This window comes from Candidatus Berkiella cookevillensis, from assembly GCF_001431315.2.
Taxonomy (GTDB): domain Bacteria; phylum Pseudomonadota; class Gammaproteobacteria; order Berkiellales; family Berkiellaceae; genus Berkiella_A; species Berkiella_A cookevillensis.
The window spans coordinates 1,488,682-1,505,278 of the sequence record NZ_LKHV02000001.1 but is presented as its reverse complement, the minus strand read 5'-3'; the positions used below and the strand labels follow the sequence as shown (position 1 = coordinate 1,505,278).

Here is a 16,597-nt window from a genome sequence, read left to right as displayed (position 1 = left end):
TTTGAGACAGCTTCTAGTATCTTCGCCTTTGATCTTAATATACCCACAACAGATGCATTTTTAGTATTAGATTTTAACTCTGTACTAAAATTTGCTATTCTATGCAAAGTTTTACAACATGAGTTAGTATTGAAAATGAACAACCAAGATGAGCAAGATTTTGCAATAAAACGCCATACAACTGTTCCTGTCAATGTAGGGGGCATCATTATTGGTGGCGGGGCGCCAATCGTTGTGCAGTCCATGACAAATACAGATACAGCTGATGTTGAGGCAACAGCCCAACAGTGTTTTGAGCTTTGGCAAGCAGGTTCTGAGATTGTCAGAATTACTGTTAACAATCCACAAGCCGCAAAAGCAGTCCCTTATATTCGAGATAAATTAGTTCAACTTGGATGGGAAAAGCCGGTTATTGTTGGTGACTTTCATTATATTGGTCATACCTTGTTAACAGAATATCCAGAGTGTGCAACTGCTTTGGCAAAATATCGCATTAATCCTGGTAATGTTGGCTTTGGCGATAAGCACGATCCAAATTTTTCAACGATGATTGAAGTTGCTTTGAAAAATGATAAACCTGTGCGCATTGGCGTGAATTGGGGAAGTTTAGATCAAGACTTAGTTGTTCGATTAATGGATCAAAACGCTAAAAGCATAAATCCAAAATCCACAGAAGCAATTACAAGAGAAGCATTGGTTCTTTCTGCTTTGACATCTGCTCAACGAGCAGAAAGTATGGGCATGCAGAAAGATAAAATTATTTTGGCTTGTAAAGTCAGTAGAGTACAAGAGCTTGTTAAAATCTATTTAGAACTCGCAAAACGCAGTAATTATGCTTTGCATTTAGGTTTAACGGAAGCTGGTATGAGTAGCAAAGGCATTGTGGCCACAGCAGCTGCATTTGCTTTATTGTTACAACAAGGCATTGGCGACACCATTCGTGCCTCACTCACCCCAGAGCCAGGTGGTGATAGAACACAAGAAGTAAGAGTGTGTCAGGAAATATTACAATCTTTAGATTTGCGCGCTTTCTCTCCAATGGTGACCGCTTGCCCTGGGTGTGGTCGTACAACGAGCAGTCTTTTTCAAGAGCTTGCTCAATCTATTCAGCAATACCTCCGCACACAGATGCCCATTTGGAAAAATCAATTTCCTGGTGTTGAAAATATGACGGTTGCGGTCATGGGATGCGTTGTAAATGGCCCTGGTGAAAGTAAACATGCTGATATTGGTATTAGTTTACCAGGAACGGGTGAAAGCCCTGCAGCACCTGTCTTTGTCGATGGTAAAAAATTCAAGATATTAAGAGGCAATAATATTGCTGCTGAATTTAAAGATATCGTTGAAAATTATGTTTCTGAGCGTTTTGGCGCAAAAGTGGCATTAGAAGTATAATGCTGATTGCTTAAATGATAGTTTATTAAGTTATTCCTCAGTGGCGCAAAGCGCTGTATGCTCCCTTTGGAATCAAAGGGAGTCGCCGTCTGCGGCGGAGGGATTTTAATAAAGATTTAAAAAATCCATCTGCTCAACTTTTGTTGAGCCTCTTCCCTTGACTCCAAGGGAAGACAATCATTCACTTCGTTCATTTCTTATGAGTAAAGACATTTTTATTTTCTTTATTCATTTAAAAATTTAGAGAATTACAGGCAACTTACTTCACTAGTGATTGCGTTAATTGCTGCGCTTGTTCTAATTCAGGCTGTGTGAATAAATGACTTATTTTTTGACGCGCATAGGCTGCATCTGCTTCACCATTTTTTGCAGCTAAATCAGCCCAAGCGTAAGCACGCTTCATGTTTTTTTTCACACCTTTACCTTGAAAATAAAGCATTGATAAATTAAATTGTGCTTGACTGTTTTGCTGATAGGCAGCTTTTCTATACCACTTAGCAGCGGCTTGATAATTTTTAGGGGTTCCCAATCCTTGATGATAAGCAAGCCCCAGTTGAGCTTGAGCCAAGACTAATCCATTATTGGCAGCCATTTGAATGTATCGGATGCTTTGCTGAAAGTTTTGTTCAACGCCTGTTCCGTTCCAATACATTTGACCTAGGGTATATTGGCTCATAGCATCATTGTTGTTAGCAGCTTTTGCCAACCAATATTTAGCTTGCGCGTAATCCTGATGTGGTCCTGCGTTATAGTAAATTTTTCCTAGGAGTGCTTGCGACGGAACATCATCTTGTTCTGCTGATTGTTTAAGCCAAAAAATTGCTTTCTCATAATCTATCGCAATACCTTTACCAATTGTATACCAACTACCACATTGATACTGTGCATTCGGCAACTGTTGTTTTGCAGCCTCGCAATACCAATAATGAGATACCGTATGGTTGATTGGCGTCAATATGCCTCGATCGTAACTTTCAGCCAGTCTTACTTGCGCGTCGGCTTGATGATTATCTGCGGCTCTTTGATACCAAATAAGTGCTTCCGTTGGATTCGCATGAATCCCAGTGCCTGTTTCATACATTTTTGCAACTTGATATTGTGCTTCAGGCAAATTTTGAAAGGCCGCTTTTTCATACCAATAAAAAGCTTGTGATAAATCTAGTCTAGCGCCAGTGCCAGATTCATATCGCTTGGCGATTTGATATTGCGCAAGTCTATGATTGGCTTCCGCTGCGCGTAAATACCAATAGAAAGCTGTATTGGGATTGTATTGAATATTCTCCCCCATTTCATATTCTTGGGCGAATTGATACATTGCTTCAATGTGGCTATTCTCAGCTGCTTTTTGCAACCAATAGAAGGCAAGAGATTTATTATTCAGTGGTTCTATTTTTAGGCGATAAAGATTTGCTAATTCAAATTGAGAGTCTGCATTACCTTGATGGGCTGCAAGTTGAAAAAAATTTTCTGCTTTTAAATAATCTGTTGGGAAACCATAATTTCCAAGATAGATGATGCCTAAGGTATATTGTGATTTTATATCACCTTGGTTGGCTGCTTTAGTAAGATGTGTAATTGCTTTTTGCTTTGATATCTTGTCCGTTTTATTGAGAAGTAAGTGCCCAAGTTCAGAATCTTGATTGTAGGTATATAACTCTTTTGTTGGTGCGCAAGGTGATTTTTTGCCCAGTGGTTGATCGGTGGTACAATTTTTTTTATCAAAATAACTGCCAAAATCAGCAGCCATTAATGGAGAGGATATCATCAAATTTAAAATAAAGAGTGTTGACACTCTTTTGATAATACTTTTTTTCCAGATAATTGATAAAATATCCACTTTTTTATCACCTAAATTCCATTTTAAGAGAAAAAATTTTTTTAATGCTTTACACTTTAAATTAATAGTTGGTTTTTATCATTTTAGCTAATGGTTGAGGAAAAAAACATGCTGTCAAAATTTAGACTATTATCTATGCTGGGCGGTATTGTCTTTACCAGTGGTGTGAGTTTTATGGCACTTGCAGAAGATATTGGGAGTGATATAAATAGTGGCATTGAGTATCAAGCCATTACAACAGATAATTCTGCGGTTACACCCGAGCAATTTGAAATGGTTAATACCGCTGCAAAACGTGGCGGTGCAGAAGCACAATACACTTTAGGGGTATTTTATTTGGAAGGTGTTTATGTAGATACTAATCCAAAAATTGCACTGAGTTGGTTTATAAAAGCTGCGGAGCAAGGACATTTGAATGCACAATATAATCTTGCTCAATGTTATTTAAAAGGTGTTGGCACCCGTATCAATTATAGGCAGGCAATGAATTGGTTTAGTAAGGCTGCAGATAGTGGTCATGCACCATCCTCTTATAATTTAGGGCTTATGTATAGTCAAGGTTTAGGGGTTGATATTAACTATAAAATGGCAAATATGTGGTTAAAGAAAGCCGCAGATCAACGCTATGCGCCAGCAGAGTATGCAATTGGTTTGGCCTATAGTAAAGGGTTGGGAGAGAAACAAAACAATCATGCAGCTATGCAATGGTTTCAAAAAGCAGCATCGCAAAAATATGCGCCAGCTATTTTTGCGATAGGTGTTTCTTATGAATCAGGATTGGGGGTAGATAAAAATGCTGAAGAAGCTTTTAAATATTACCTTCAATCAGCACAATTAAATTATACACAAGGGCAACTTAAAGTTGCAAAATCATATAAAGAAGGTCTTGGAGTTACCGCAGATGATGCTGAATATGTTAAGTGGACAATTCAAGCAGCACAATCAGGATCGATGGATGCTAAAGTAGCATTGGCTAAATTATACAGAGATGGTGATGGTGTTAAACAGAGTTATCAGCGATCACTTGAGTTATATGAGCAAGCCGCGAAAAATAATTATGGTCCGGCGATGTATGAAATGGGTATTTCATATGAAAATGGTTGGGGTGTTGAGCAAAGCAAACTTAAAGCCTTTGACTGGTTAAAAAAAGCAGCCAATAAACAGGTGCCAGCCGCTGAGTTTAAAGTGTTTCTCTACCTCACAGAAGGTTATGGTACGATTGAAGAACAAAACAAAGCCAATGATTGGTTAAAGAAGGCTTTGGCGCATCGTTATCCTGATGCTGTTGTTTATATGGGTAAAGCTTATTTAAAGGGTTTGTACGGCTATCCTGAAAATCCTAAGCAAGCCTGTGTGTGGTTTGAAAAAGCAGCGCAATTAAATTTTGTTGAAGGTTTTTACTATTTAGGCAATTGCTTTAGAGATGGTTTGAATCAAGAGCAAAGCTATGTTAAGGCCTTTGAAGCCTATACAAAAGCTGCGGAAATGGGGTATGGTCCAGCACAAAATGAACTTGCTCGATTTTATGCAGAAGGACTTGGCACAGATTTTAATGACAAAGAATCGATTCGTTGGCTTACAGAGGCTGCCAACAAAGGATACAAAGATTCTCAATATAACCTGGGAATTCGCTATAGAAATGGTAATGGTATTGAGAAAGATGAGGTGAAAGCTGCACAATATTTTACAATGGCTGCTGAACAAAATCATTTTGGTGCTCAATATGAACTAGGGATGAGCTATCTTAATGGGCAAGGTGTAGAAAAAAATCCTCAAAAAGCATTTGAATTATTTGAAAAGGCCGCAATGAAGGGGGATAACAATGCTCAATATCGTTTGGCGCTTTGTTATCAAGAAGGCAATGGTGTTGCCAAAGATCTTGTGAAAGCATATGCTTGGTTAAAAATTGCATCTGTTGGTTCTGGGGCAGCAATTCAAGAGGCTCGTGATCAGCTCATGGAGAAATTGACACCAGAGCAACTAACGCAGGGAAGTGATTTGTCCGACGAGCTTATGCAGCAACTTTTGACAGATGAATTTGATATCAAGTTCTAACATTGAATATGCAATGCCAGTTAGTTAAGAAATGAACGAAGTGAATGATTGTCTTCCCTTGGAATCAAGGGAAGAAGCTCACGTTAGTGAGCAGATGGATTTTTTTTAATCTTTATTAAAAATCCTTCTCTGCACCAAAGGCGCCTCTTTCTTTGATAACAAAGAAAGACAATCAATTCGCTTCGCTCATTTATAATTCTATTAAATGCCCATTGACTCTTAACTGATCGACATTCGCATTGAAAATGCTTTTTTAAGGTAAGGATTGATAATCTATGCCGCCATTTTTTATTGTTCTGAATTTCATTGCGATTGCCTATGCAATCATGTTGTTGTTTGCCGTCACGAAAAAATACAAATATTATTTTCTGATAGGGTGCACCTTACCGTTATTTGCCTATATTATAGTTGGTATGATGACATATGGCTTGCATGGATTTACGGTGACACAATTTGCATTGTTTTTATTGCGAGGTGGTTTAATTGCTTCCATTCTTTCAGGTACCTTAGTAAACTTCCTGCTATCTCGCTTAAGCGAAAAATCAAAACATTAGGCCTTAATTATAAAGAGGGTATGAACAATGGCATCCGTTGTAGATGATATTACTATAAAATATGAAGAAGACGGTGTGGTAACCGTAAATGAGTTGGATAAAGTAATTTTAACCAAGGGTGCGTGGGCTACCGTCATATTTAAATATCAGGATTGGAACAAAAAAGATCAAGCTTATGGCCCTGCAAAATTTACAATTCGTCGTTACCAGAAACGTAATAATGAATATTTTCAGAAATCTAAATTTAATATCTCTAGTATTGATCAAGCCAATAAAATTATTACTGCTTTAACCAACTGGATTGAAAATGAAAAAGATGAGAGTGAAGCTGGATAGTTTTTCTAGTAAAAGTCAGCATTCCTAAGCTCTGCTTCTTTAACTTCGTTATTTTAAAACAGCCAATAGATTGGCTGTTTTAAAACAAGGTAGAATAACTTCCATATTTACTTCAAGCTATGACAACAATGTAGCACGCCTACGTGCCTCTTCTTGGCTTTGAATTTCCAGCGAGATCTCCTCAAAGCGTCGAGCTAATGTGACGGGAATTATATTTACTACTTGTGCTTTTTCTTGATAAAGTTTGTAAAAGCATAAAGTTTGAAGACTTCTAACTGTTTCATGATATGGCTTCAATATATTGTGTATTTCTGTTCCTTTTCTTGCTGAATCAATTGCTAACTTTCCAGCATGATTATATAGTCTTGGATTTGCTCGCATCTTGAGTAAGAATTTTAATGCAGGAGCGTTATTACAAACAGCAGCTTTGTGCAATAGTGTAGATCCGTAACTATTTGTAAGATTAATGTCCACTCCAGGAAAGCGTGGATTAAAAAATAATTTCAAGGCAGACAATGCTTTTTCATTATAAGTTGCCAGATGGATAGGGGTAGCTTGATCCCCATTCAGCGCTAATCGAGTATTAGGACTTTGACTTAATAGTATCTCAATAATACGAAGCATTGATATTTTTTCTGCCTCATTGCTAATATAATAAAGCAATTGTCTCACGGCTGTATGTAAGGGTGTTTCCAAAAACGCACCGTGTTTGCGCTCTCCTAATGATTTAATTTCTGGATCCATGCCTTTCTTTAGAAGGGCGTCAACAACCTCTGGTAACTGACACTGTACAGCATAGTGAAGTAGCGTATATTCATTTGATGCAGCTGAATTTTCTTTAAAATAGAAGTTAAGAGATGCTATATCTGCTGAATTAATTTCTGCTGATGCTATATCTGCTGAATTAATTTCTGCTATAGCTATGGCCGAATCCTTGGCTTGCATTGCTCTTAGAAGTTTCAACTTATCTATCATGTGTATATATCCTCCAAAAAAAATAGGTTAGTTATATTACAACCGCTTGTCCGTTAATTCAACCCCTTTGTCAGCTGTGTATCCAAATATATTTCTTGAGCTACCTTTTATCTTGATTTTATTGAGGTTTTTCTAAATTATCGATAAATTAATAAGGTGATCGTTCACTCACTTTAATTTATTTGAACTAAATCAATTTTTGGCAGACAAACTATTAAACGTTGAATAGAGGATAAAAAAATGACTACTACCAAAGACTATGAAGACGCATTTAAACGAGCCTGTTTTGATAGATTGTATAACAGTAGCTCCGACACCAGGATCCCCAGCATCCCCAGTAGCTCCTCTAGTAGCTCAAGTTCTCTGCCTGCTGTGCAGATAGATTTGGTAGAGTTAGATTTGTCTAAAATATCTACGTCATTGAATACTTTAAATCAAGATGCAAGTCTTCAACAACAAGAAATCAATGACCATACAATTTTAGAGTTAGCTATTAAAAAGATGAACGTGGCGCTTTTGCGTGAAATGTTTGATGCACTTAAAAGTATTAATATTGCTGATCAAGCTAGAATTTTAGGTGTTAAGTCTGATTTAGACTTAGCACCGATTCAAAATCAAGATGATATTGCTGACATTAATGGCTGGCTTTTTACTCTAGTAGAAGAAATGTCGCCAATAGATTTTGATGTTTCTAAGGATAAACATGATCCAGAAAGCAATATTGGAACATTGATCAGAAAAGAAAAAGAGGCACAATTACGGAGTTGTCTCAGCCATCTCTCAAATGGAACTCGAGATCAAAAGTTCGCAGATGGTTGGATTCTTGAAGACAAACATAAGTATAAAGAGCAAGTAAAAACGAATGATATTAATATCTTCTTCATGGGCACCGCTGGTGCGCCTTTATTTGCGGGGCATTTTGATATATATGAAGGTGGAGATGTACTCTGTAATTTAGCGCTGCAAAAAGCATTAGAAGAAAAAAAACGTGTGATGCTGATGCGAGGGGTGGGCACAGCGGTTATGTCTTTAGATCAACCTTTAGTATATTTAGATCATTATGATTCAAAGCATAATGATAAACTCGCTGTAACAGAAGGTGATGTTGCAGGAAATCTATTAGGATCTGGTATTGAGGCTAGAATCACTACAGCAATGGAAATGCATTTTATACCTGAGATGATCAAATTAATTACAGATGGTCTCAATAAAATAAAAGTTAATGTTACTGGGCACAGTAGAGGCGCCATTACAAGTTTTGCTATGGCTGATTGTATGGATAAATGGATGCAGTCTTTATCAGGTCTCACGGATGAACAGATAGAAACATTAGCAAACAGCATTGTAGAAAAAAATAAACATTCTCAGCAGAATAAAGATATTGAACAGCAAATAAGAACAGAGCTTACTAAGAAGAATCCAGCTATTGAACAAAAAGAAATAACCACAGCGCTTAAGCAGAATCAAGCTATTGAACAACAGAACATAATCGCAGCGCTTAAAAAAATAAGAAATAACGAGATACAGTTAAAGACAAAATTATTAGCCTATGATCCTGTTGAAGGCCGAGCCGGTCTTGGAAATGTTAAAGACGGTTATCTAGGATGGACAGCAAATTATAACTTGCCAATTTATGGTCAAAGCATTGCTTTCACTTACGAAGAAATGCCAAGCACAGTTGCCGATGCTTTTATTCTGTTAGCAGATGCAGATTATAGGGAAGCATTTCAGCCTACAATACCAACTTTTGAGCCAACCACCAAACAGAAGGTTATGTCTGTGGTGGGTGGCCATGGCACCATGAAGGGTAATTTAAGTGATCATTCCAATAACGGGCAAGATTCTTACAAAATAGCGCAGACCAGCCGATTTATAAAGGAAGCAGGTCGCGCTTCTATAGAGTTTAATAGAGCAGATGCTATAGAATACTTGTTTGCTGACAATCTGCCCTCTTTTCAAACAACAACCCTATTTAACATATTTTCTGCAAATTCTAATGTTGCAGACAATGTCTCTTACTTTTTGGTAAACGATAAATATGATAAAAATGATTTTCCTAAAGGTTATACAAGAACAAAGCAGGCATTTTTGACAGCCTTGGGGAAGTCGACAGAGGATTTTGAAAGTGAGTATGGACCTATTTTTTTAAAGTTGAAAACGAACGCACAATTTAGCGATGCTGATACGTTGAAAATCCAAAATTTCTTTACTGAGTGTAAACTTAAAATGGCTGCAGATTCTAATTTAACAAAGCAGTTGTATTTCTTGTTAAAAAAAGATATCTATGAGATTTACTTTAATCCTAATGATCCGGAAAAGCAGAAACTATTGGGTGACTGGTTTAAAGAAATGAAGCTAGATACAACAAATGTAAGTCGTCGCATAAAGCTTCTCACAACCGATTCTGAGGGGGAGCGCTATATTTGGGTTAGAGATAATGACAATAAAAAAGAATATATGCAATTATCAAAACGCTACCCAAATCTAGAATTTCAACCTAAAAAACAAATGTGGTATCCAGAGACATCTTATGTTGGGGGGGTAGACAGTTCTAAAAGAGCGCATAAATTTAATAATCCCTATTGGTTTGATTTTGAAAATTATTTTTTAAGTAGAGGTATATCAACTGAGAGAATGACGGATACATTAATGTCTACCTCAATGCAGTTTTTAGATTTAAATGAAATTGGTATGCGATTGTTGTATGCTCCTTCTCATCCTGAACTACTTCGTGCATTTGAAGAAAAATCAGCCGCATTTATCAAGCATGTACAAGAAAATGCTGATTATCCTGATGACATAAAAACAGAAATCATTGCAGTCTTCAAAATGAAAGCAATATATCAATATAAAATGGAAGAGGCATTTATTAATGATCTGATTCACAACAATAGTGTGCAAATTAACACGGTCGATCAAAAGATGCATAATTATCAATTAGAAACCATCTCAAGACTCGTGAGCCAATACCCAGAAGAGCTTGGCGCAACGAGCAGAAAATATGGAAAAATTTTAAAAGAGGTGCAAAAGCTTTTGAAAGAAGGCAAAGAGAAAAAGTGGATTACAGAGGTAATGGCTGCGGATGGTGAGTTTGGTGCTGCCACAATGGTTGGTACTGGTCGTTATGATTTTTTAGGAAAACCGATTCCTTCCGATGTTACAAAGCTTTTGAATGATGATGGAATCATACAGCAATATATTCAACTTTCAAGACAGATTGATAAATATGTCAAGGCAATATATAAAAATGAAATGTTAGGATATAATACTAAATTAGGAGCTTATTTTGGTGGGGTGTTTTTTTCCAAAGTAAATTCAGCTTCATTTAAAAAAGCATTGAAAGAAATTCATGCTGATTTAAGTCGGTTATCGATTGCAGAACCAGATGCTCAAGAAAAATTAAATGTACTCGAAAATCAATTGAGGCAAATATCAGAGGCCAATAAAAAAGATGCTGGTTCCTTGATAGAAAAATCGACATTGCAGCGCTATGATTTGGCCAAAGAAATTATTAAAAAGATCTCCCATACACCTAATTCTGAAGAAAGCAAAGAGGCTCAAATAAATAGGGTTTTATCTGAAGAATGTGGCAACCGTAGTGCTAATCCAAATGATGTACTTTGCGAAGTTTTCCTGCAGTGTTTGAAGAAAAATGAAACATTAGTTTATTCAAAAAAAATTTTAAATTCAGAACTTTGGGAGAATATGAAAAAATCGCCTCGGGCAAAGTCATTATTGCAAGAGGTTTTGAATAGAGATGCTACGCCTTTTAATCAGGGCTTAATCAGAGATTTAGTGAATAAAGATTTTGAGCACGACTTGTTTAATGGGGCTGTTTTGCACGAAATCGTTCTCATTGATAAGATAGCAGATCTTGTTGTGGGATTATTAAAGACTGCAGAAGGGAAAGCCCAATGTAATGCCTTGAATGACAATGGAGAGACGGTCTTGCATGTATTGGCTAAAAATGGGCGTTTGGATGTGCTAAATGCGATTGAGAATTGCGAAGATTTGAAAGTACCTCGTGGCGGTAGTTGGAATATTTCTGGAAAGCTTTACGATGGTATTTATAGTGTTTTTGGAGCAAATCTAGGCGCCAATGGTTTGAAAATTGTTGAAAATAAAGACGGTTTATCTCCTGTTATGTGTGCCATATTTTCAAGCACAGCTGCTAATTATGCAGATGTTTGTGGAGTTATTGAGTTGTTGGCTGGGAAAACAGTAAATGCTGAGGGTGACGATAAAATAACAAAATATAAAGAGCTTGCTCAGCATCTTCAAGATAAAAGCCCAGAAGAACGAGATGCATTGAAAGAAAAATTCAAGCAAGATAAAAATCTGGATGGACTTTTGGCAGCATGCAATCCCACACAATCATCATCTAGTTCAAATGCGGTAGCTCCCAAGAAAGGTTGGTGGTAATTGAAGTAATACAACGCATGTCAGACTGGTCAACGTTGAATGTGAATTTAGCTTAATCTTTTTGCGGGATTCACATTCCATTCGTCAATCGTAATTATATTATTTTCGTGCAATTGTACTTTACAGAAATTCCCTGTGCCCACTTTATAATTATTCATTGCGCTGGTTGCACAAATATTTTCCCATAAGTTTGAGAAATATAAAAAAAGCCGAATGATGCCATTACTAGAAACTACAATAACGGGAGCGTTTTTCTCACCTTGCTTGTTATAAAGTGCAGTTAGAAATTCGGTAATGTGTTGTAGGTGATATTCTCGTGATTGCTTGAATATGTCATTAGGCCATATTGCTTGAGTATGCCAGCATTGTGCTTGATGTTCCCAATTTTCAGTAATTTCATTCGCCGTTAATCCTTCCCACAAACCATAATCTATTTCATCCAATGCTTGAACGTGGGTTTTTAGTATTGTCTGCGGGAAATAGCTTTGCAGAATATGAGCAGATTCTGTTTGTCTTTGGAGTTGGCCACTGAAAATGCTATTTGGTGATATGCTAGATTTTTGTAAATAAGCACCAAAGCTCTCTGCTTGTTGCTTTCCAACGGTTGTTAAAGGAAGATCAGATTTGAGTCCCACCTGAACAACTTTGTCGCCTGCTTCAAAAGTATTGCCGTGTCGGTATAAGTAGAGCGTTACACTGCTCATAAAACTAATTCGCCTTCTTCAGAGATTAATTGCTCAACCCATGGAACATCTTTAGGACTGTCAACAGACGCATGTGTTCGTCCTTTATAATCAACAACAGCAATTTTGATTGGAATATTGTTTTCTAAGGCACGTAATTGTTCTAGCTTTTCGACTTCTTCTAATGGAGAAGGGGGTAGTGCTTGTAATTTTTCAAGCGCATCGAAGCGATAAGCGTACATGCCAATATGTCTGTGTAAGATTTGGTGTGCACTATGCGCATAAGGTATTACTTGTTTTGAAAAATAGAGCGCACGATGCTGTAAATCAAAAGTAACGGTTGTTCCTGTTGATGGGCTAATCTTTTTTTGTTCAAGAAATTTGGCAATAGAGTCACCTGTAACAGCTTGTGCGGGGGTTGCAATACCAACACTTGGATCTGTTTCTAAGGCTTTAATCAAGGCATCAATGACCCAAGGAGGGGTTAAGACAGCATCACCTTGTAAGCTCACCACAATACTGTTAGGCGCAGCAAACGCTTTTACAGCTTCATAAACACGCTCAGTTCCATTGCGACAGGCTTCGGGTGTCATAATCACATTTGCCTGAAATGATAAGGCATGACTCTGAATTCTATCATCATCCGTTGCTATCCAGACATTGTGTGAAAATTGCGTATGCGTTGCTATACGCCATACACGTTCTAGCATGCTAACCCCTAAAATAGGGGCTAGGGGTTTGCCTGGAAAGCGGCTTGATTGATAGCGCGCAGGAATGACAACATAAGTTGATGCTTTATTCATTATTAGTGCCTAGTAAACTACAAAATCCTTGCGTTATATAATCGGACTCATCAATATTTTCACAGCCATTTATGCCTCGGCCAATTGCATAGTTAACGAACTCTCTAAGTCCCATTATAATGTGGGGTAATTCTAATAGATAAAAGAATAAATTTCCTCCTTGCACTTGTTCTATTTCTGTTTGATTTAATACTTTTAATGCTGTGTTCATAGTGAGTAAGCTCTTTAAAAAAAGAAAAGATGATAATGATTCTTATTATCAATGTAAAGCATCGATGTTTATAAGATATTGGTTGGTTAACTTTGTTTGAGAGAGAAAGAAAAAAGGCTAAAACCTATGCTTTAGCCTTTTATTCGCTCTGTGGATAGAACTGAGAAGGTGTTTATCTAAATACTTTAACGATAGTTGTTCCAACCCGTACAAAAGATTGGTTTAACCATTGAGCATCTTCTGTAAACATTCTTACACAGCCATGGCTGGCATTATAGCCTGGAACTGTGTTTGATCCATGTAGGGCATAGCCGCCATGAAAATGCATGCAATAAGGCATTGGTGCACCGCCTTTGGGAAGTGGATATTTACTGGATTTACAAGCAGCGCCTTGCTTACGCTGAACTTTAAAAGTACCCGTTATTGTGTTGCAACCACGCTTAACGTCTGCACAATAGTTTTGTCCTCCAGAAACAGGCCCCCAATTGACCAGTCTGCCACTTGCATCGTAAGCACCCCAGGCCAAATTACTTAGATCTACTTTTATAAGAGATGAATTTTGAGGGTTGATTTGGTTAGGAAAGGGGGAAAGTGATAGATAATTAACAGAATGTAAGTTTTTGGGAATTGCTATTGTCGTTCCAGAGGTTAAATTAACATTCATTCTGTTTACTTTTCGAACAATTTCACGTTCACGAGCATCTGGAAATAATTTATGCCAATTATCACCTGGTTTTGTTCTGATACAGTCATATTTGGGATTTCCACACAACTTCTGACCATAGGTTTTTGCTTGCGCTACGGGAAGCATAAGCCCCAAGCAGCAAATAAATGCTATATATTTCAACATATCAGACCTCACTTATCTTATACATAAACGAAAATTTTTTTACATTTGTTGTTATGACAGGATAAAGAAGAGATGGGTTCAAAAAAAACAAAGAAATAAAAAGCGCAACTGTGTATTTCTGCCTGTAAAAATATACCGTTTGCTCTGTTGATTCAATCGTTTATCGCTTATCTTTTTTTATTATGAATAATTAATATTATAATCGCCGTAAATTTTGAAATAATGTATAGGATTTTTCAATGAACCAAGAACAATTTAACGATTTGCTAGAACTGTTTACAACTCAAATTAACTATGATTTAACAGCGCAATATAGTTTACTTTCGTACGCGCAGGAAGAAATACAAGCAGATTTGCTCATGAGAATACCATTGTTTGCAAATACTGATATTGAGAATTATTCTCCTGTAGGCCAAGCTTTTGAGTGTCCTCACACCAGAGCCAATATTGATTATGATCAAAATAAAGGCATTGATGCTTCATTTGCAGTACGGATATTTGTCGCTGCTGCAGAGGAAGCTGGATTTGCTGAATCCAATGCAGATATTCAGACATTTTTGGGACAACATCCAGATATTTTAGAGCAAGGCAGAAGAGAACTAGAAGATTTTAGAAATGATCGAGAACAGTTCTATATCTCGTGTCTTGAAGAAAATAATTTGAATAAACACAATTCTACTGCGAAGCATTTAGAAAGGATTTTAGATAAATTAAATGAAGCATGCGCCTTAGATTTAATGCCTCCTAGTTTTGATTTTGAAGATTTAATCGCTCTGTTAGATGAGGATACTCCACCATCTTTTGATGATTCTTCAAGCGATGAAGAAGTGTTAACGTCTTCTTCTTTTCTACGGTTTAGTGCAGTTGAGCGACTACAAATGTTTATAAATGATGAAGAATTTGCTAGACAACTACAAGCAGAAATAACACATGAAGATTCAGAAAAAGCAAGACAGGAAGCGCTGGATTTACAGTATGCGCAGATATTACAAGATCGATTAGAAGGCGTGCGTTTTATCTAAAAGATGCCTTGAAAGTGGTTGTGTCTTTTGCAGCCACTCTTCTTCTGACTTGGTTGCTTGATTGTTGCAGAATATGGCCTCTAGCAATCAATCAAAACATTGGCTAATTTTTTTATTTGTATTCGAATATCAGGTACAGCGGTTATCTCCCAGAGAAGTGCTTTACAGAGTGGGCCAGCTGCAAATAAGTTTTTTGATGCTATGCCACTTGTAGATAATAATTGAAAATCATTATCTACAGCGAACCCCAACTTGAGTGGATCCCATGTGATAAGATTTTGTTGGACAAGCGATTGAAACAGCGCAGTATCATATAAAGAGAGATAATTAGGCCCGGTACTATTAATAATATATCCTGCATCAATCAATATTGATGCTTTATCATGTTTTTTATTTAAACTAAGTTTAAAATTATTTGTACTTTGTGTAATGGCTGATAACTTTGCATTTATTACTTGTGCTTGGCCACTTGAAAGCATTGCCTGAAGCGTGGCATTGACTTGAGGCGCAATTCTATGTCGATGCACTTCCCAGAATGATTTTAAATGACGCATAAATTTTACTCTATCGTCATGATTCCATTGTAGCCAAATATTTTGTGTAATAGGACGTAAGGAATCAACAACTGCGCGCCAATTTAAATTTTCTGATTTTATTTTATGACGAATATAGGCAAGCGCATGTTTGGGGGTTTTAAAATGATCGGAAAGTATTTGTGCTGGCAAAGGCGTATAAGGCTCATGCACTTTAGGTAACAAGCTATGTCTAGATAATAAATATATTTTTCCTGCATGTTTTTGATTTTGTAGTGAAAGTAGAATATCAATAGCCGTTAACCCTGTACCAATGATAACAATAGGTGCTGTTGTTGGAATGGCTTTAATTTGATTAAAACTCCAAGGATCGATAAGATAGTTTTTATGTTGCTCAAGACCATAGTTTTTCAATACATTGATTGGTTTTGGATTGCCAATGGCTAATATAAGTTTGTCTGCGATGAGTGTTTCAGCATTGTTCAATGTGATATGATATTGATTTTCTTTCTTGCATAATTGTATTGCTTGGGCGCTTATGCTTTCAATATGTGCAGGCATATGCTTATCTTTAAGGGTTTCTGTAAATCGAGATTCTAGATAAGTGCCATACAATTTTCGTGGGAAAAATTGTTCAGATATATTCTCTCCACCCATCTTGCAATTCTCATGTTCTTTTAGCCAAGATACAAAATCGTCTGCATGATCTTCAAATGCACTCATTTTTCCTGCAGGAACATTGAGAAGGTGGTACTGCTCAGAAGTTGAATAGGCAAGACCTCGATTTATTTGCGAGCTATCATTGATAAGCGCAATTCTTATTGCTGTGGTGGCTATTTTTTTGAGTTGTATCGCTAAGGTACTACCAGAAAAACCTGCGCCAATGATGGCGATATTAAAATTATTATTCTTTGTTTTCAT

13 protein-coding genes are annotated in these 16,597 nt (G+C 36.9%); 6 read left to right on the top strand and 7 right to left on the bottom strand.

Annotated elements, in window-relative coordinates:
• Positions 1 to 135: 135 nt before the first annotated feature.
• Positions 136 to 1,395: a flavodoxin-dependent (E)-4-hydroxy-3-methylbut-2-enyl-diphosphate synthase gene (ispG, locus tag CC99x_RS06365; protein ID WP_057623208.1), complete on the top strand. Its 1,260-nt coding sequence runs from the start codon at positions 136 to 138 to the stop codon at positions 1,393 to 1,395.
• 259 nt (positions 1,396 to 1,654) lie between these two features.
• Here the strand turns inward: ispG and CC99x_RS06360 are convergent, their stop codons facing one another.
• Complete coding sequence (locus tag CC99x_RS06360) at positions 1,655 to 3,232, bottom strand: SEL1-like repeat protein (RefSeq protein ID WP_057622546.1); 1,578 nt, start codon at positions 3,230 to 3,232, stop codon at positions 1,655 to 1,657.
• A gap of 108 nt (positions 3,233 to 3,340) precedes the next feature.
• Between CC99x_RS06360 and CC99x_RS06355 the strand changes: the two genes are divergently transcribed.
• The 3 genes from CC99x_RS06355 (at position 3,341) to CC99x_RS06345 (ending at position 6,177) form a co-directional block, all read left to right on the top strand.
• Positions 3,341 to 5,287 carry a tetratricopeptide repeat protein gene (locus tag CC99x_RS06355; RefSeq protein ID WP_057622547.1) on the top strand — a complete coding sequence of 649 codons (1,947 nt, stop codon included), beginning with the start codon at positions 3,341 to 3,343 and terminating at the stop codon, positions 5,285 to 5,287.
• 275 nt (positions 5,288 to 5,562) lie between these two features.
• Positions 5,563 to 5,841: a hypothetical protein gene (locus tag CC99x_RS06350; RefSeq protein ID WP_057622550.1), complete on the top strand. Its 279-nt coding sequence runs from the start codon at positions 5,563 to 5,565 to the stop codon at positions 5,839 to 5,841.
• A 27-nt stretch (positions 5,842 to 5,868) separates the two neighbouring features.
• Positions 5,869 to 6,177, top strand: a complete 309-nt coding sequence (locus CC99x_RS06345) for a hypothetical protein (RefSeq protein WP_057622553.1) — start codon at positions 5,869 to 5,871, stop codon at positions 6,175 to 6,177.
• Between the two features lie 117 nt (positions 6,178 to 6,294).
• Here the strand turns inward: CC99x_RS06345 and CC99x_RS06340 are convergent, their stop codons facing one another.
• Complete coding sequence (locus tag CC99x_RS06340; protein ID WP_057622555.1) at positions 6,295 to 7,152, bottom strand: ankyrin repeat domain-containing protein; 858 nt, start codon at positions 7,150 to 7,152, stop codon at positions 6,295 to 6,297.
• 240 nt (positions 7,153 to 7,392) lie between these two features.
• Between CC99x_RS06340 and CC99x_RS06335 the strand changes: the two genes are divergently transcribed.
• Positions 7,393 to 11,574, top strand: a complete 4,182-nt coding sequence (locus CC99x_RS06335) for a hypothetical protein (RefSeq protein WP_057622558.1) — start codon at positions 7,393 to 7,395, stop codon at positions 11,572 to 11,574.
• Positions 11,575 to 11,621: 47 nt separating this feature from the next.
• Here CC99x_RS06335 and CC99x_RS06330 read toward each other — a convergent pair whose 3' ends face one another.
• The 4 genes from CC99x_RS06330 to CC99x_RS06315 all read right to left on the bottom strand — a co-directional run bounded on the left by CC99x_RS06330 (position 11,622) and on the right by CC99x_RS06315 (position 14,121).
• Positions 11,622 to 12,278 (bottom strand): histidine phosphatase family protein, encoded by a 657-nt coding sequence (locus CC99x_RS06330; RefSeq protein WP_057622560.1) that lies wholly within the window; start codon positions 12,276 to 12,278, stop codon positions 11,622 to 11,624.
• Entirely contained in the window at positions 12,275 to 13,060 is a 786-nt protein-coding gene (locus CC99x_RS06325) for a 3-deoxy-manno-octulosonate cytidylyltransferase (protein WP_057622562.1), read from the bottom strand. Before CC99x_RS06325 ends, CC99x_RS06330 begins: the two co-directional genes overlap by 4 nt.
• On the bottom strand, positions 13,053 to 13,271 hold the full coding sequence (locus tag CC99x_RS06320) for a hypothetical protein (protein ID WP_057622564.1): 219 nt from the start codon (positions 13,269 to 13,271) through the stop codon (positions 13,053 to 13,055). Before CC99x_RS06320 ends, CC99x_RS06325 begins: the two co-directional genes overlap by 8 nt.
• Positions 13,272 to 13,443: 172 nt before the next feature.
• Positions 13,444 to 14,121 carry a L,D-transpeptidase gene (locus CC99x_RS06315; RefSeq protein ID WP_057622565.1) on the bottom strand — a complete coding sequence of 226 codons (678 nt, stop codon included), beginning with the start codon at positions 14,119 to 14,121 and terminating at the stop codon, positions 13,444 to 13,446.
• Between the two features lie 239 nt (positions 14,122 to 14,360).
• Between CC99x_RS06315 and CC99x_RS06310 the strand changes: the two genes are divergently transcribed.
• Positions 14,361 to 15,143 carry a hypothetical protein gene (locus CC99x_RS06310; protein ID WP_057622567.1) on the top strand — a complete coding sequence of 261 codons (783 nt, stop codon included), beginning with the start codon at positions 14,361 to 14,363 and terminating at the stop codon, positions 15,141 to 15,143.
• A gap of 80 nt (positions 15,144 to 15,223) precedes the next feature.
• Here the strand turns inward: CC99x_RS06310 and CC99x_RS06305 are convergent, their stop codons facing one another.
• Positions 15,224 to 16,597: an FAD/NAD(P)-binding protein gene (locus CC99x_RS06305; protein WP_057622569.1), complete on the bottom strand. Its 1,374-nt coding sequence runs from the start codon at positions 16,595 to 16,597 to the stop codon at positions 15,224 to 15,226.

What these genes read in the sequence shown, in the direction of transcription:
- CC99x_RS06320 (WP_057622564.1), bottom strand. Translation starts at nt 13,271, where the DNA reads ATGAACACAGCATTAAAAGTATTAAATCAAACAGAAATAGAACAAGTG.
- CC99x_RS06335 (WP_057622558.1), top strand. Translation starts at nt 7,393, where the DNA reads ATGACTACTACCAAAGACTATGAAGACGCATTTAAACGAGCCTGTTTT.
- CC99x_RS06310 (WP_057622567.1), top strand. Translation starts at nt 14,361, where the DNA reads ATGAACCAAGAACAATTTAACGATTTGCTAGAACTGTTTACAACTCAA.
- CC99x_RS06350 (WP_057622550.1), top strand. Translation starts at nt 5,563, where the DNA reads ATGCCGCCATTTTTTATTGTTCTGAATTTCATTGCGATTGCCTATGCA.
- CC99x_RS06305 (WP_057622569.1), bottom strand. Translation starts at nt 16,597, where the DNA reads ATGAAAACAAAGAATAATAATTTTAATATCGCCATCATTGGCGCAGGT.
- CC99x_RS06345 (WP_057622553.1), top strand. Translation starts at nt 5,869, where the DNA reads ATGGCATCCGTTGTAGATGATATTACTATAAAATATGAAGAAGACGGT.
- CC99x_RS06340 (WP_057622555.1), bottom strand. Translation starts at nt 7,152, where the DNA reads ATGATAGATAAGTTGAAACTTCTAAGAGCAATGCAAGCCAAGGATTCG.
- ispG (WP_057623208.1), top strand. Translation starts at nt 136, where the DNA reads ATGAACAACCAAGATGAGCAAGATTTTGCAATAAAACGCCATACAACT.
- CC99x_RS06325 (WP_057622562.1), bottom strand. Translation starts at nt 13,060, where the DNA reads ATGAATAAAGCATCAACTTATGTTGTCATTCCTGCGCGCTATCAATCA.
- CC99x_RS06330 (WP_057622560.1), bottom strand. Translation starts at nt 12,278, where the DNA reads ATGAGCAGTGTAACGCTCTACTTATACCGACACGGCAATACTTTTGAA.
- CC99x_RS06315 (WP_057622565.1), bottom strand. Translation starts at nt 14,121, where the DNA reads ATGTTGAAATATATAGCATTTATTTGCTGCTTGGGGCTTATGCTTCCC.
- CC99x_RS06355 (WP_057622547.1), top strand. Translation starts at nt 3,341, where the DNA reads ATGCTGTCAAAATTTAGACTATTATCTATGCTGGGCGGTATTGTCTTT.